17 protein-coding genes and 1 pseudogene are annotated in these 13,464 nt (G+C 67.7%); 9 read left to right on the top strand and 9 right to left on the bottom strand.

The window, feature by feature from the left end; translation table 11 throughout:
* The 3 genes and pseudogenes from ACIHAO_RS23125 to ACIHAO_RS23115 all read right to left on the bottom strand — a co-directional run.
* A pseudogene (locus tag ACIHAO_RS23125) lies at window positions 1-221 on the bottom strand (IS256 family transposase); the annotation flags it as partial.
* Window positions 222-275: 54 nt separating this feature from the next.
* Window positions 276-1,376, bottom strand: coding sequence for a DUF222 domain-containing protein (locus ACIHAO_RS23120; protein WP_396560914.1), 1,101 nt, complete (start codon window positions 1,374-1,376; stop codon window positions 276-278).
* Window positions 1,377-1,716: 340 nt separating this feature from the next.
* Entirely contained in the window at window positions 1,717-2,430 is a 714-nt protein-coding gene (locus ACIHAO_RS23115; RefSeq protein WP_396560912.1) for a methyltransferase domain-containing protein, read from the bottom strand.
* Between the two features lie 28 nt (window positions 2,431-2,458).
* On the opposite strand from ACIHAO_RS23115, the gene ACIHAO_RS23110 reads away from it, so the two are divergent.
* Window positions 2,459-2,839 (top strand): MerR family transcriptional regulator, encoded by a 381-nt coding sequence (locus tag ACIHAO_RS23110; RefSeq protein ID WP_396560909.1) that lies wholly within the window; start codon window positions 2,459-2,461, stop codon window positions 2,837-2,839.
* A gap of 19 nt (window positions 2,840-2,858) precedes the next feature.
* Here the strand turns inward: ACIHAO_RS23110 and ACIHAO_RS23105 are convergent, their stop codons facing one another.
* The 3 genes from ACIHAO_RS23105 to ACIHAO_RS23095 are packed head-to-tail and all read right to left on the bottom strand — an operon-like array spanning window position 2,859 to window position 4,261.
* Window positions 2,859-3,446 (bottom strand): DUF305 domain-containing protein, encoded by a 588-nt coding sequence (locus tag ACIHAO_RS23105; protein ID WP_396560907.1) that lies wholly within the window; start codon window positions 3,444-3,446, stop codon window positions 2,859-2,861.
* Between the two features lie 49 nt (window positions 3,447-3,495).
* Window positions 3,496-3,870, bottom strand: a complete 375-nt coding sequence (locus ACIHAO_RS23100) for a DUF6153 family protein (RefSeq protein WP_396560905.1) — start codon at window positions 3,868-3,870, stop codon at window positions 3,496-3,498.
* Between the two features lie 19 nt (window positions 3,871-3,889).
* Window positions 3,890-4,261, bottom strand: coding sequence for an ArsR/SmtB family transcription factor (locus tag ACIHAO_RS23095; RefSeq protein WP_396560902.1), 372 nt, complete (start codon window positions 4,259-4,261; stop codon window positions 3,890-3,892).
* Window positions 4,262-4,336: 75 nt separating this feature from the next.
* On the opposite strand from ACIHAO_RS23095, the gene ACIHAO_RS23090 reads away from it, so the two are divergent.
* Together ACIHAO_RS23090 and ACIHAO_RS23085 are read left to right on the top strand one after the other, a co-directional pair.
* Window positions 4,337-5,323 (top strand): cation diffusion facilitator family transporter, encoded by a 987-nt coding sequence (locus tag ACIHAO_RS23090; RefSeq protein WP_396560900.1) that lies wholly within the window; start codon window positions 4,337-4,339, stop codon window positions 5,321-5,323.
* Window positions 5,320-6,369 (top strand): winged helix DNA-binding domain-containing protein, encoded by a 1,050-nt coding sequence (locus ACIHAO_RS23085; protein ID WP_396560898.1) that lies wholly within the window; start codon window positions 5,320-5,322, stop codon window positions 6,367-6,369. The genes ACIHAO_RS23090 and ACIHAO_RS23085 overlap by 4 nt, the downstream gene beginning before the upstream one ends.
* Here ACIHAO_RS23085 and ACIHAO_RS23080 read toward each other — a convergent pair.
* Entirely contained in the window at window positions 6,362-7,519 is a 1,158-nt protein-coding gene (locus tag ACIHAO_RS23080; RefSeq protein ID WP_396560896.1) for an epoxide hydrolase family protein, read from the bottom strand. The genes ACIHAO_RS23085 and ACIHAO_RS23080 overlap by 8 nt on opposite strands.
* Window positions 7,520-7,598: 79 nt before the next feature.
* Between ACIHAO_RS23080 and ACIHAO_RS23075 the strand changes: the two genes are divergently transcribed.
* The 5 genes from ACIHAO_RS23075 (at window position 7,599) to ACIHAO_RS23055 (ending at window position 10,801) form a co-directional block, all read left to right on the top strand.
* Window positions 7,599-7,991 carry an NUDIX domain-containing protein gene (locus tag ACIHAO_RS23075; RefSeq protein WP_396560894.1) on the top strand — a complete coding sequence of 131 codons (393 nt, stop codon included), beginning with the start codon at window positions 7,599-7,601 and terminating at the stop codon, window positions 7,989-7,991.
* 188 nt (window positions 7,992-8,179) lie between these two features.
* Window positions 8,180-8,623, top strand: a complete 444-nt coding sequence (locus tag ACIHAO_RS23070) for a single-stranded DNA-binding protein (protein WP_125788577.1) — start codon at window positions 8,180-8,182, stop codon at window positions 8,621-8,623.
* Between the two features lie 84 nt (window positions 8,624-8,707).
* Entirely contained in the window at window positions 8,708-9,736 is a 1,029-nt protein-coding gene (locus ACIHAO_RS23065; protein WP_396560891.1) for a polyprenyl synthetase family protein, read from the top strand.
* Window positions 9,737-9,772: 36 nt separating this feature from the next.
* Entirely contained in the window at window positions 9,773-10,081 is a 309-nt protein-coding gene (locus ACIHAO_RS23060; RefSeq protein WP_396560889.1) for a cupin domain-containing protein, read from the top strand.
* A 93-nt stretch (window positions 10,082-10,174) separates the two neighbouring features.
* Window positions 10,175-10,801 (top strand): TetR/AcrR family transcriptional regulator, encoded by a 627-nt coding sequence (locus ACIHAO_RS23055; protein WP_396560887.1) that lies wholly within the window; start codon window positions 10,175-10,177, stop codon window positions 10,799-10,801.
* Here the strand turns inward: ACIHAO_RS23055 and ACIHAO_RS23050 are convergent.
* Entirely contained in the window at window positions 10,791-11,741 is a 951-nt protein-coding gene (locus ACIHAO_RS23050) for a hypothetical protein (protein ID WP_396560885.1), read from the bottom strand. The genes ACIHAO_RS23055 and ACIHAO_RS23050 overlap by 11 nt on opposite strands.
* A gap of 264 nt (window positions 11,742-12,005) precedes the next feature.
* On the opposite strand from ACIHAO_RS23050, the gene ACIHAO_RS23045 reads away from it, so the two are divergent.
* The gene (locus ACIHAO_RS23045) at window positions 12,006-12,875 is read left to right on the top strand and encodes a hypothetical protein (RefSeq protein ID WP_396560934.1); all 870 of its coding nucleotides are present in this window, start codon (window positions 12,006-12,008) and stop codon (window positions 12,873-12,875) included.
* On the opposite strand, the gene ACIHAO_RS23040 is transcribed toward ACIHAO_RS23045, so the two are convergent.
* On the bottom strand, window positions 12,872-13,435 hold the full coding sequence (locus tag ACIHAO_RS23040; RefSeq protein ID WP_396560883.1) for a hypothetical protein: 564 nt from the start codon (window positions 13,433-13,435) through the stop codon (window positions 12,872-12,874). The two genes, ACIHAO_RS23045 and ACIHAO_RS23040, sit on opposite strands and share 4 nt — an antisense overlap.
* Window positions 13,436-13,464: the final 29 nt, after the last annotated feature.

Here is a 13,464-nt window from a genome sequence, read left to right as displayed (position 1 = left end):
GGGTCTCCTTTCTCGTATCCGAGATGATGGGTCATTTCCGCGTCCAGCGCCCGTTCGAGCACCGCCTTGGTCATCTGATTCAGCAATTCTTGCGCGCCCAGCGCCCCGCCATTCGCATACGCGTCCTTCACCAGCGCATCGAGCATTTCCGGCGGCAACGCACGAGCGAGCGCCTCGCCAGCCGCGGCGCCCGCCTCCCGGTGAGATGTGTCCTCGGTCACAGATGGAGCCCTTCTGGGTCGCGTCCGACGACCCGATCTTGGTCCATCCGCGGCTTACACGGTTGTCATGACACGGCCGATCAACTCGTCTGCGTTGGTGTGGCCGCCGAATTGCCACGGCACCACATGATCAAGATCGCAGGCCTGGGCGGGACGCTGGCAACCGGGTCTTCGGCATTCCCGATCCCGCACCCGCACGAACTCACCCACCCCCGCGGTGGGCCGATACCGATCCCGGCCCAGGTCGAGTACCTGTCCTGAGAGTGGGTCGGTGATGATGCGCCGCAGCACCGTGTCCGGCCCGCCCGCGATCTCCCGGGCCACCGACGCCGGGATATACCCGTGCCCGGCCAGCTCCGCAGGATCCTCGTTCACCCCGAGATAGGTCGCCAAATCCATGTAGAGGAACACCTCGGCCCGTTCACTGTTCCCGCCCTGCCCGCCCAGCAACAGGTCCAGGGCGACATCCGCGCGAAGCTGATCCAGCGTGCGCGGTTCGTCACCGGTCTTGAGCGCGCGTGCCTCCCGGTCGATCCGGGTGTAGGCGGCCGTGACTTTCTCCACCGGCCCGTCCTCGACCTCGATCGACGCCACCCCCGCCTCGCCCTGACGAATCGTCAACCGGCGGCCCGCCCGCGCATGCTCAGACCGACGAGAAGCACCCTCCCGATCCGCCATCGCCGCCGCATGATTCGCCGCCTTGCGGACCTGCTCCGAATTCCTCCCCGCCAACCGATCCTCCAACACCACATCCACCGCCCGAGCGTCCTCATCCGACAACCACGACGTCGCCGCCGCCACCTTCGCCGCCTTGAACCCGTCCACCACCCCACGATCCATCAACCCCAACGTGCACGGCAGCCGCGTGGCCAACGCCTCCGCCGTGGAAACCACGGTGCCCGCGTGACGGTCCACAACAGACAACGCGAACGCCACCTCCTGCACCACACTCCCCACCCCACCACGATGACGACCCAACCGTGCGATAGCCCGGAACCGCACCGCCTCCAACCGCGCGATCCCCTCCGACGCCGCCACCGCCACATCCACAACATCCCTATCCCCCAACGAATTCAGCGAACCATTGACCTCCTTCAACACATCCGACTCGGCCATGTCCTTGAGCAGCGCCACAACGGCGTGAGAAGTATCCACACCCAGAACCTACAACCCGCCACCGACAATTCCCGGACCTCACAGCCGCCACCGGCATTACCGATTTCCGACAACGACACAACTGGCTCGGCAGCAGTGCCGCAACACGCCCCACGGTGAGAGATCAGAGTCGGGAAGTCCCGCACACAAGGAGATCTCCTGCCATCCGCCGCCGCGAGCGTCACCGTTTCCCGGCAACGACACAGACCGGCTCGGCAGTGTTGCAACCCGGACCATGGTCGAGAGTCCCTGCGCACGCGGAGATCTCTCGACGTCCGACCCGCGGATGCCGCGGGCGTTGCCGATTTCCGGCAACCAGGCAACCTCACAACCCGGCCAACTACAGATCCACAGCACGACCACTGGCCAGAAACTGCGGCACAGCAACAAAACCCCCGCCACCAACCTGTTCCGCCAGCCAAATCTCCCCCTCCTCACCAGAAACCGCCCCCACCCGGACGGCCACGCCCACCAACCCGCGAAAGAACGAAGCCCCGCCAAGGAACCCGACCACTCCTTCCACCGAAACCTCACGAAACCCGCTTCCGGCCAGCAGTCGTCGAAACCCGCGTGCGATCCGGGGTGCGGTGATCACCGAAGCACGGGCGCGCACGATCTCACGAGTCAGTGCCGGATAGGAGGAATCGATCATCAGCGCCTCCCAATCGGGTCCTGACAACACGATTCGCCCGCCGGGAGCCAGAACTCGGCGTGCCTCCGCCAAAGCGCGCTCCGGCTCGGCCAGTTCATGGAAGACCTTGTCCGCCCGGTATCCCGCGAACCCACCGTCGACTGGCAACGCGTAAGCGTCACCGACCAGAAACTCAGACCCAGGCGATCGACGCTGAGCCTCTTCGATCATCTCGGTCGAGAGATCGACGCCGACAGCACGGAATCCCCGCGAAGACAACTCGGATACGGCCAGGCCGGCACCGCAGCCGACGTCGAGCACCGCGGCCCCGGGCTCAAGCCGGAGCAGTTCGTAGGTCCGGGCCCGCAGTTCGGCGGCTCCCGGCAGGGCATCGGCGGCGTCGAGCCGCTGCAACATGGACATACCGGGGATCGTCCGGCTTAATGGCGACATGAAGTCAAGCACCTTGAGCGTCGGCGAGGTCGCGGAGCGCTTCGGCCTGGCGACGCATGTCCTGCGCCATTGGGAATCCGTCGGCCTGCTCAAGCCGGCGCGGGCGGGCGATCGGCGGCGGTACGACGACGGCGATCTGTACCGGATAGCGATCATCCTGCGCTCGAAAGAGGCGGGATTGAGCCTCGACGGCATCCGCGAGATGTTTCAGAAGCCCGGCGAACGCGAAGCGGTCCTCAAGCGGCACAAGGAAGAACTCGAGCGACGTATCGCTGCGGCGCGGGCGTCGCTCGCGATCGTCGACTGTGCTCTCGGGTGCGAGCACGAAGACCTCACCCAGTGCTCGCATTTCCGGCAGGCGGTGGCGCGAGCCTGCTGACCCGCGCCACCTTCCCGGCTCAGCCGAGCAGTGCGCGCATCTCGGTGATCTCGGCCTGCTGACCGTCGATCACCTTCTGCGCCAAGGCTTTCACCTCGGCGTTGCTGCCCTGTTGCAGGGCGGTCTTCGCCATCTCGAGCGCGCCTTCGTGATGTTTGACCATCATCTCCAGCCACTGCTTGTCGAAGGCGGCGTCCTTGGCTTTGCCGAGTTTCGCGAGATCCTCCTCGGTCATCATGCCGGAAGCCGACCCGTGCCCGGAGTGCTCGCCCGACGGCGCCACTCCCCAGCCTTTCAGCAATCCGTTCAGCTGCTGGATCTCCGGATCCTGCGCCTTCTGGATCCGCGCGGCGAGGTCGACGACCTTCGTGTTACGAGTGCGGCCGTCGACGAGTTTCGCCATCGCGAGCGCCTGTTCGTGGTGCGGGATCATCCCTTGCGCGAACGTGACGTCGGCCTGGTTGTGGCCTGCCTGCTGGGGATCCGGCGCCTTCACCGTGGACATGTCGTGCCCGGTGGAGGCGGTGTCGGAGCTCGCGCAGCCGGTGAGCACGGCGAAGGAGGCCAGGGCGGCGAGGGCCGCCCCGACCAGTTTCCTGCTGGTCATGGTTTCTTTCCTCAACTCGGTTTCGGGCAGGGCGGGACGAACCCGCCTGTCACACCCGCAACACGCAAAGGAAGGACAATCTCTCGGGAACCGGTCTCCAGCGCGGAGGATCACGGCCCGACGCCGAACCGCCGCCCCGACGCGACTTCCAGGTCGCCCCCGCCGTCCGTCCATTCCGGACGAGCAGCCAGGTGACGATCAGCAGCACGGCCGCGGCGAGTACCGCGAGACACAGATGCAGTCCTTTGTGTCCGCCGTCGTCGTGCGAAGGCGTGTCCGCGCAACAGGGATCCGCCATCGCGACGGCCGAGTGCCCCGCGTCGTGGCCGGACTCGGCGACGACGTGGTGCATGCCGACCAGCCCCAGCGCCACCACGCACAACAGCAGCCACCGCAGGGCGGCCGGGTACGAGGACTGGGTCACGGTTCCACCGTAGCCGGATTCAGTGCGCCGCCGGACGGTGGGGTTTCCCCGCCGAATGCAGTGCCGGGAGGTCGCGATCGATGTGGTCGGCGTGGAACAACGCCTGCGCGAGCAGGCCGCGGACGTGGTCGTTCGCCGCCGAGTAGTAGACGAACGTCCCCTCGCGGCGGCCCTTGACCAGTCCGGCGAGCCGCAGTTTCGCGAGATGCTGGCTGACCGCCGTCGGCGCCGCGCCCGCCAGTTCCGCGAGACAGGCGACCGAGGACTCGCCCTGCAGGAGCGCCCAGAGCACCTTGATCCGCGTGGGATCCGCGAGCAGCCGGAACGTCTCCGCGGCCAGGTGGACCTGCTCCTCGGTGGGCATCTCGAAATCCGGGACCGACTCGTGCATGTCAGGAGGATAGCCGCTACCCTTCTGCCTGCGTACCTGCATGACTGCGCAGGTAATGAACCAGTGAGGTGAGGAATGACCGGCCATGGACACAGTCACGGCCACGGGCAGGGGAAGAGCCGCCTCCGCCACTTGCTGACCCCGCACAGCCACGACAGCGCCGATCGCGTCGACACCGCGCTGGAGACCAGCAAACGCGGCGTCCGGACGCTGATCTGGTCGTTCGCCGCCCTGTTCGTCACTGCCGTCGCCCAGCTCGCGCTCGTGCTGATCACCGGTTCGGTGGCCCTGCTCGGCGACACGATCCACAATTTCGCCGACGCGCTGACCGCGGTCCCGCTCGGCATCGCCTTCCTGCTCGGCCGCCGCGCCGCCACCCGCCGCTACACCTATGGACTAGGACGCGCCGAAGACCTGGCCGGCGTGCTCGTCGTCCTGCTCATCGCCGCGTCGGCCTTCCTCGCCGGGTACGAGTCCATCCAGCGGCTGCTCGATCCGCGCCCGGTCCAGCATCTGTGGGTGGTCGCCGCAGCGGGGGTCATCGGTTTCGCGGGCAACGAAATCGTGGCCAGGTACCGGATCACCGTCGGCCGCGAGATCGGGTCCGCCGCGCTGGTCGCCGACGGGCTGCACGCGCGCACGGACGGCTTCACCTCCCTCGCCGTCGTGCTCGGCGCGGCCGGCGTCGCGTTCGGTTTCCCGCAGGCCGACCCGATCGTCGGCCTCGCCATCACGGTCGCGATCCTGTTCGTCCTGCGCGACGCCGCCAAGGAGGTCTTCCGCCGCCTGATGGACGCCGTCGACCCGGCCGACGTCGATCGCGCCGAACGCGCGGCCGCCGAGGTGCCCGGGGTGCTCGGCACGCGGGACCTGCGGATGCGCTGGATCGGCCACAGCCTGCGCGCGGAACTGGCGGTTTCGGTCGAGTCCGGGCTGAGTGTCACCGAGGCACACCACCTCGCCCATCGGGTCGAGCGGCGGCTGCGCGAGGTTCTCCCGCGGCTCGCGGAAGCGGTCGTGCACACCGAACCGGCGAACGCCCATGAGATCGTCACCGGGTGACGCTGTCCGACAACGACATCCGCGCCGTCCGCGCCCACGCGCAACTGCTGACGGTCCCGGCCGCCGACGTGCTCGCCGTGGCCAGGTCCGTCGCCGCGATCCAGGCGCAGTCGACTCCCGCCGCCCGGCTCGCGATCCGGGCCCGCGGCCGGGGACTGACCGCGCCGGACGTCGACGGGTCCCGCGCGGTGGCGCGCACCTGGCTGATGCGCAAGACGCTCCACCTGGTGCCGACGGCGGATCTCCGCTGGCTGAACCGGTTGTTCGGTCCGCGCAACGTCCAGGCGGGGCAAGGCCGCCGCACGCAACTGGGGCTCACCGGCGAGCTGTGCGAACGCGCACTCGTAACGCTCCAGGATCTCTTGCCGAGCAAGGCACTCACCCGACACCAGCTCCTGGACGGCTTGGCCACCGACGGCATCGCGCTCGACGCGAGATCCCAGGCTCCGGCCCATCTCCTGGCGTACGCGGCGAATCGCGGTCTGCTCTGCCGAGGTCGGGACGACGGAACGGAACCGACGTACGTACTCCTCGACGAATGGGCCACCACCGAGGACCACACGCCGGACGAGCCGCACGCGGAACTCGCCCACCGGTACCTGACCGCGTATGGCGTCGCGACCGCCGAGGACTTCGGCGCCTGGTCCGGTCTCCCGCTCGGCCTGTGCCGCAAGGCTTTCGCCGCGCTGGATCTCGTGCCCGCCGGCCACGGCTTCGCGCTGGCGGAGACCGGCCTCTCCGCGCCACCGTGTCCCCCGCGCCTGCTCGGCGCCTTCGACACCTACCTGCTGGGCTACCGCGACCGCGAACTGCTCCTCGACCAGGCTGAGGCGAAGCGCGTCAACTCCGGCGGCGGGATGATCGCGCCGACCGTACTGGTCGACGGCCGGATCGCCGGAACCTGGCACACCAAGCGGACCGCGAAGCGGACGAACGTCGTCGTCGAGCCCTTCGCCACGCTTCCGCGGTCCGCCATCGACGGACTGGAGTCCGAAGTGGACGATTACGGCCGCTTCCTCGGGGAAGCCGCCGTCCTCGTCATTTGAGAGAGCGGAAGAATTCCCGCACGTCCCCGACCAGGATTTCGGGCTCCTCCAACGCCGCGAAGTGCCCGCCGCGATCGACATCGGTCCACCGCACGATCGTGTGCGCGTCCTCCGAATACCGCCGGATCCCGACGTCGTGCGCGAAGATCAGCGCCGCCGTCGGCACGCCGGAGTTCTTCTCGACGGCTCCCCAGGTTTCCGCCTGCGCGTAGCCGACGTACGCGGACGAAGCCGCCGTGCCGGTGAGCCAGGTGAACATGACGTTGGTCAGCAACCGGTCCCGGCCGATGATCTCCTCCGGCAGCGTCGGGCGCGGATGCGTCCACTCCCGGAACTTGTCCATGATCCAGGCCAGCTGCGCGACCGGCGAGTCCACGAGCCCGTAGCCGAGGGTCTGCGGTCGCGTCGACTGGATCGCGATGTACCCGAACTCCTCCCGCATGAAGGCGCCGATCCGCTTCACGCGGTCGCGTTCGATGTCGGTGAGCGAAGCGAGTTCCTCCTCCGACATCGACATCGGGGGCATCGGCGTCAGTCCGCCGTTGACGTGCACGCCGATCACCTTGTCCGGCGCGAACCTCGCCACCTCCGGTGACACGGAAGCGCCGAGGTCGCCGCCCTGCACGCCGTAGCGTTCGTACCCGAGCCGGCGCATCAGCTCCGCCCATGTGCGGCCGATCCGCGGCATGGTCCAGCCGGAATCCGAGACGGGGCCCGAAAAACCGAAACCGGGCAGCGATGGGATCACGAGGTGGAACGCGTCCGCCGGGTCGCCCCCGTACGCATTCGGGTCGGTGAGCGGACCGATGACGTCGAGGAACTCCACCACCGACCCCGGCCAGCCGTGCGTGAGGATCAGCGGCGTCGCGTCGGCCTCGGGCGAGCGGACGTGCAGGAAGTGGATCCGCTGCCCGTCGATGACCGTGGTGAACTGCGGATGGCCGTTGATCTCGCGTTCGGCGGCGCGCCAGTCGTAACCGTGGCGCCAATACTCGGCGAGTCCGCGCAGCCATGCCACCGGCACTCCGGTGTCCCAGCCGTCGCCGGGGAGCGGAGCGGGCCAGCGCGCGCTGTCGATCTTCGCGTGCAGTTCGTCCAGCTGCTCCTGAGCGACTTCGAGGCGGAAGGAGCGGATCTCGGTGTTTTCCATGATGCCCACGTTACGAGGCATTGCGGACAGTTTCGGTCCTCAATCGGAAAGGGCTTCCCGAGTACGGGAAGATGCGCTCGTGACGGACAAGTACTTGGCCTACGGCAGGCTCATCCGCGACGGGAAGATCCTGTTCATCAGGCGGCGGCCGGGGTCCTTCCTCGGCGGCCACTGGGAACTGCCGGGCGGGACCGTCGAGCCGGGCGAGCGGCCCGCCGAGACCGTCGTTCGCGAGTTCGCCGAGGAGACCGGGCTGACCGTCCGCGTCACCGGCCAACGCGGTGCCCGCAGCTGGGACGACGTCACGGGCAAGCCGATGCGGATCCACGCCACGGTGTACACGCTCGCCGAAGAGGAACCGCGAGACATCGTGCTCGACCCTGAGGAACACGACGCCCACGTCTGGTCCACACGGGAAGAAGCCGTCGCGCTCGACCTCGCCGAACACTTCCGGCACGCGCTCAGGGACTGATCGGTCCACATGCGACGGTCACCGTGATGTCATGAAAGGGTCGTTCAGGACACTTTTCGTCTCGAACGACCCTTTCCTGACATCCGGCCGCCGCGGACCGCCGGAAACTGTCGTACCCCGGTGGTCTCCTCTTCCCAGGCGACAGCGGGCCCGGCCGGGCCCGCGCGCGGAAGCGAGGAGAAAGTCCCATGGCCGGAGAAACAGTGCTCACGGTGATCGGAAACCTGACGACCGACCCGGAGCTGAGGTTCACCCCGTCGGGGGCGGCGGTCGCGAACTTCACGGTCGCGTCGACGCCGCGCGTACTGGACCGCGCGAGCGGGGAATGGCGCGACGGCGACCCGCTGTTCCTGCGCTGCTCATTGTGGAAACAGGCCGCGGAGAACCTGACCGAATCACTCACCAGGGGGACCAGGGTGATCGTGCAGGGCAGGTTGAAACAGCGATCGTTCGAGACGAAGGAAGGCGAGAAACGCACGGTGGTGGAGCTCGACGTCGACGAGATCGGCCCGTCGCTGCGTTATGCCACGGCGAAGGTGAACAAGGCGGGCCGAAGTTCGGGAGGCACCCCGTCGGACGGCGCGTGGGAACGAACGCCGGTGACCGCCGGAAGTCCGGAGCCGCCCTTCTGACCCGGCGGTTTCCCTCCCGGGAGGGACCGATCTCCCTCTCCGGCGCCATGCGGTCGCGGCCTTCCGGCTCGGATGCTGGAGGTCGTGACCACGACCAAGATCCTCACCGAAATCGGGCTGGACCCGGCCGACGAGCGGCACGCGGAGTTCGCCGCCGAACTCCGCACCGGGTTGTCCCTGGTCGAAGACAGACTTCAGGAGGTGTTACGCAGTCCGGGACAGCCGGATCTCACCGAAGCCGCCACCCATCTCGTCCGCGCGGGCGGGAAACGGCTGCGGCCGTTGATGGCGCTGGCCGGATCGGCGTTCGGTGGCGGACGAGGCGATGCGATCTCGGCCGCCGTACTCGCCGAGCTCGTCCACGTCGCGACGCTCTACCACGACGACGTCATGGACGAGGCGCCGATGCGGCATGGGGTGACCAGTGCGAACTCGTTGTGGGGCAACAAGAAGGCCGTCCTGATCGGCGATTACGTGCTCGCCTGCGCGGCACAGGTCGGTGCCGGGCTCGGCGACTACGCGTTGCGGTCGCAGGCTCAGACGTTCGGCAGGCTCGTACGCGGGCAGTTCCTGGAAACGACGGGACCGTTCGAAGACTGTGGCCGTCACGCGCCCTACGAGCACCACATCCAGGTGATGGCCGACAAATCCGCCTCGCTGATCGCGATGGCGGGACGGCTCGGCGCCCAGGTGTCGGGAGCGGATGAGCGGACCATCGAAACGTTGGGCCAGTACGGCGAACTGATCGGCGTCGCGTTCCAGATCTCCGACGACGTCCTCGACATCTCCGCGTCCACCACCGACCTCGGCAAGTCCGCGGGCACGGACCTTCGCGAGGGCATCATCACCCTGCCGATGCTGCACGCGCTCGACGACGAGGGACCAGGTGCCGCGCGGTTGCGCGAGATCGTCGGCCACGGGCCGGTTTCCGATCCGGCGGTCCGCCAGGAGGCACTCGGTCTCCTGCGGGGCTCCGCCGGTGTCGATCGTGCCCTCGCCGAAGCCCACGGATACGCCGCCAAGGCGAGGGATCTCGCGCTCGGTCTCCCCGACCGGCCGGCGAGAGCCCTGCTCGTCGGTCTCTCGGCGTTCGTGGTCGACCGCGGCGAATAGGCCCGTGACGGGTGTGACCAGGTTTAAGGTGGCGGAATGACCACCGACAACCTGGGAAACGTCGAAGGCCGCGACATCGGCTCCGGAATCTCGATCATCCGCGAACGGACCGACGTCGACGGTTCCGGGCCGAGGCTGCACCAGCACCCGTACCGGGAGACGTTCGTCATCATCCACGGCCGGGCCAGGTTCACCATCGGCGACGCGGAACGCGAAGGCGGAGCGGGCGAAGTCCTGGTCGTGCCCGCGGACACCCCGCACAAGTTCGCCGTGATCGGCCCGGAGACCTACGAAGCCGTCCACATCCACGAGAACGACCATTTCGTCACCGAATGGCTCGAATGAATTCTATCGGGCGCAAGAAAACCCTTTCCCAGGCTAGAATCCGTCGACGTGCTCGTGTCCGGCGGGCACCCGAGGCGACGGGAACCGGGAACTGTGACCGACGTGGCGGACCGCAGCGGTGACGAAACCCGCCGGGTGGACAGATTCGATCAGCGACGCGCGCAGCTGGCGATGTCGGCGATGGTCACCTTGTCCGAATTGGGCTACGCGCGCACGAGCCTGCGGGAGATCGCGCAGAACTCCGAGTTCTCCCACGGGGTGCTGCACTATTACTTCCGGAACAAGGCCGAGCTGATCACCTACTGTGTCAAGCAGTACAAGGCCGAATGCGTCACCAGGTACGACCGGATGGTCGAGACCGCGGAGACGGCCGAAGAACTGAGGCGGGCCTTCGGTGCCGCGACCGCGGCCACGCTGCGGGAAAACGCCCGGCTGCACCGGCTCTGGTACGACCTGCGTAACCAGAGCCTGTTCGAGAAGTTGTTCCAGACCGAAGTCCTCGCCATCGACGAGACACTCGAACTGATGATCTGGCGGGTCGTCTCCCGCTATGCGGAACTTCTCGGGAAAACGGCGGATTTCGCCCCCTCGACGACGTACGCGCTCTTCGACGGCCTGTTCCAGCAAGGTCTGCTGAAACACCTCGCCGGCCGGGAAGACGCGGCGAGGTGCCTTCAGGAATCGGTCGAACAGCTGCTGGCGCGGCTGTTCACCACTTGATGGTCGGATACCAGATGACGCCGGTCCGGCCCAGCACCCGCAGATCCCAGTACAGCAACGTGAAAGTGCCGGCGACCAGCAACGCGGCACCGGTCACCACGGCGATCCTGGTGGGTTTCGCGAGCATCCATCGCTGAAGCCGCCCACCCGTGCCGTGGGTGAGCAGCAGGAACAACAACGCCATTACCAGGATGTTGCCGACCGACTGGAGGGAGAACGCGGCGGCGCCGTACAAGACGTTGTGGCTTTCGGCCGCGCTGCGGAACATCATCCGGAACAGCGGGAACGGCCTGCCGATCAGGAATCCGCCGATGAGCGCGCCCATCAGCACGAGCGGCGCGGGCGGGAACCGGCGGGTGAGGCCGCCGATCGGGTTGCGGACGAGCCCGACGGACGCCAGGCCCAGCACGATGAACACGATCCCGATCACGCCGTAGACGATCATCGACTGGATGTTCCGCGGGGTGAGCCCGCCCGGCGACGAAACTGTCGAGAACTGCGGCATCCTCGTGCCGACGAGCGCGACGACGACGCCGTACACCACGGAGACCGTCAGCATTCCCGCCGCGATCCAGCCCAGCGGCTTCAAGGTGCCGGTGAACTTCGGCCGACCGGCGGTTCCTCCGCCGACAAGCGGCGCGACGGCGCCGAAAGCGGCGATATTGCACGCGGTGAACGTCCCGGCCAGCCCGGAGACGAACGCGAAGAACGTCCCGGCCAGCACTCCGCCGATCGGGGTCTCCTTGGCGTCGTGACCGAGGAGGGTGTTGGCCACGCTGTCGCCGATCACACTGTCCACAAAGGGCGCCGACCAGATCACCGTCAGCGCGAATCCGGCGAGGACGGACCAGAGCACCACCCGCCACCGATGTTCCGGATACGGGCCGGAGCCGAGGAAATGCGCCTGCGGCGAAACGGGAGCGCGTTCGGTGACGGACATTCGTGCCTCCAGCGGCAGATGACTTCCCCCTGCCGCTCATCGTTGTTGTGCCGGCGGGGGCGCACCACCTCCAAAATGCCGATCTGTCCTTGGGCCGACCGGTCCCGGGTAATCCGTGTTCCGCCGGATACGCCGAAAGTGGAGCGTGACCGAATACCACCGAAAAGGTGAAAGCTCCGCTGTCTCGTGGGATCATCGTCGGACGAATGCGGCAGCATGGCCCACCTGATCGGCCTTGACCGGCCACTGACCCTGCGGAGGACGATGGACTTCGACCAGGTCGCGGATGAGCTCTACGCCGGCGATCCGGCCGAGTTCGTGTCGGTGCGCAACCAACGGGCGAAAGAGGCGAAAGCGGCGGGGGAAGCCGCCTTGGCCGAGCGGATCCGCGCGTTACGGAAGCCCACGCTCGCGGCCACGATCCTCAATCGCCGGGCGGGTTCCCCCGAGCTCGCGGAGCTGGCCAGGCTGGGCGACGATCTGCGAAAGGCGCATTCGGCCCTGGCCGGCGCGGACCTGCGCAAGCTGGCCCGGCGGCGTCAGGAACTGGTGAACCGGATCCTGCGGGACGAACGGTCGATGAGCGAGCCTGTCACCCGCGAAGTCGAAGCGACCCTCGAGGCCGTCGTGGCCGATCCCGAGGTGGCGGCGCTCGCGCTGGCCGGGCGGCTGAGCAGCGGCGCGGACAGCTCGGGCGAACAGTGGCTGACCAGCGGGTTCACCCCTCAACCGAAACGCAAACCCGCTCCGGAGCGGGAAAAGCCCGCCACCGTGTCGCATTTGGACGATCGGCGGAAGGCGAAACGGGAGGCCGCCGAGAAGGCCGACCAGGAGCGGGTCGCCAAGGCCCGCGAAGAGGCCGAACGCGAAGAGAAACGGATAGCGGAGTTCAACCGGCTCCGGCGCGAGGCGGCCGATCTCGCGAAGGCGCGCAAGCAGGCCGAGATCGACCTTTCCCGCGCCGAACGCCGGTTCGAAAAGGCCACCGAGAAGGCGAACGACCTCCGGCGGCGGCTCGCCGACGCCGAACTCGACGAAGAGAACGCGAACAGCGAGACCACGGCCGCGCAGACCGTCTTGGACGATCTGCGCGCCGAAGCCGAGCGTGTCGACAAAGCGCTCGAGGAGTTCTAGACAAGCTGACGTTCTCGAGCCCGTGTGGCGGCCACCCGGCGTCCATAGGGTGTCTTGCCGCCGGGCTTGTAGACCGACAGAAAGGTCATGGTCACGTACATCGTCGTGGACACGATGATCGGGTAGAACCCGTCCACCCGGCGTCCCGCTGCCACGAACGCACCGTCCATAGTGGACTCGGCGGCCGCCGCCAGTTCCCGGATCCCCGGCAGCAGGGAGAACAGCGTCAGCCCGGCGGCGACCAGGGTCAGCACCAGTTTGATCGCGACCCACTTGTACCGGATCAGTCCCCATTTCGTGCCGACGCTGAGCACGATCCCGCTGATCAGGGCGGTCAGGCTGACCGGCAGCAGCAGGTAGCCGCCGATCTGGTCCATCATCAGGATGGCCCCGTGCTGACGGCGCGCGTCTTCGGTGAACACGGAGGTGAAGGTCAGGACCGCGTTCACCATGGTGATCCCGAGCCAGCCGAGTGACGAAACGACGTGGGCGACGAGGACGAGTTTCCGCCACCGCGGGGTGAACGTCATCGGCGGTCGCCGCACTGTGGAAGTACTCATGTGCCCAGTGTTTCCGCGGGCCGAGCTCC

Origin of the sequence: Amycolatopsis sp. NPDC052450, from assembly GCF_044547565.1 — a bacterium.
Classification (GTDB): Bacteria; Actinomycetota; Actinomycetes; order Mycobacteriales; family Pseudonocardiaceae; genus Amycolatopsis.
This window is presented reverse-complemented; position numbering and strand designations above follow the sequence as displayed.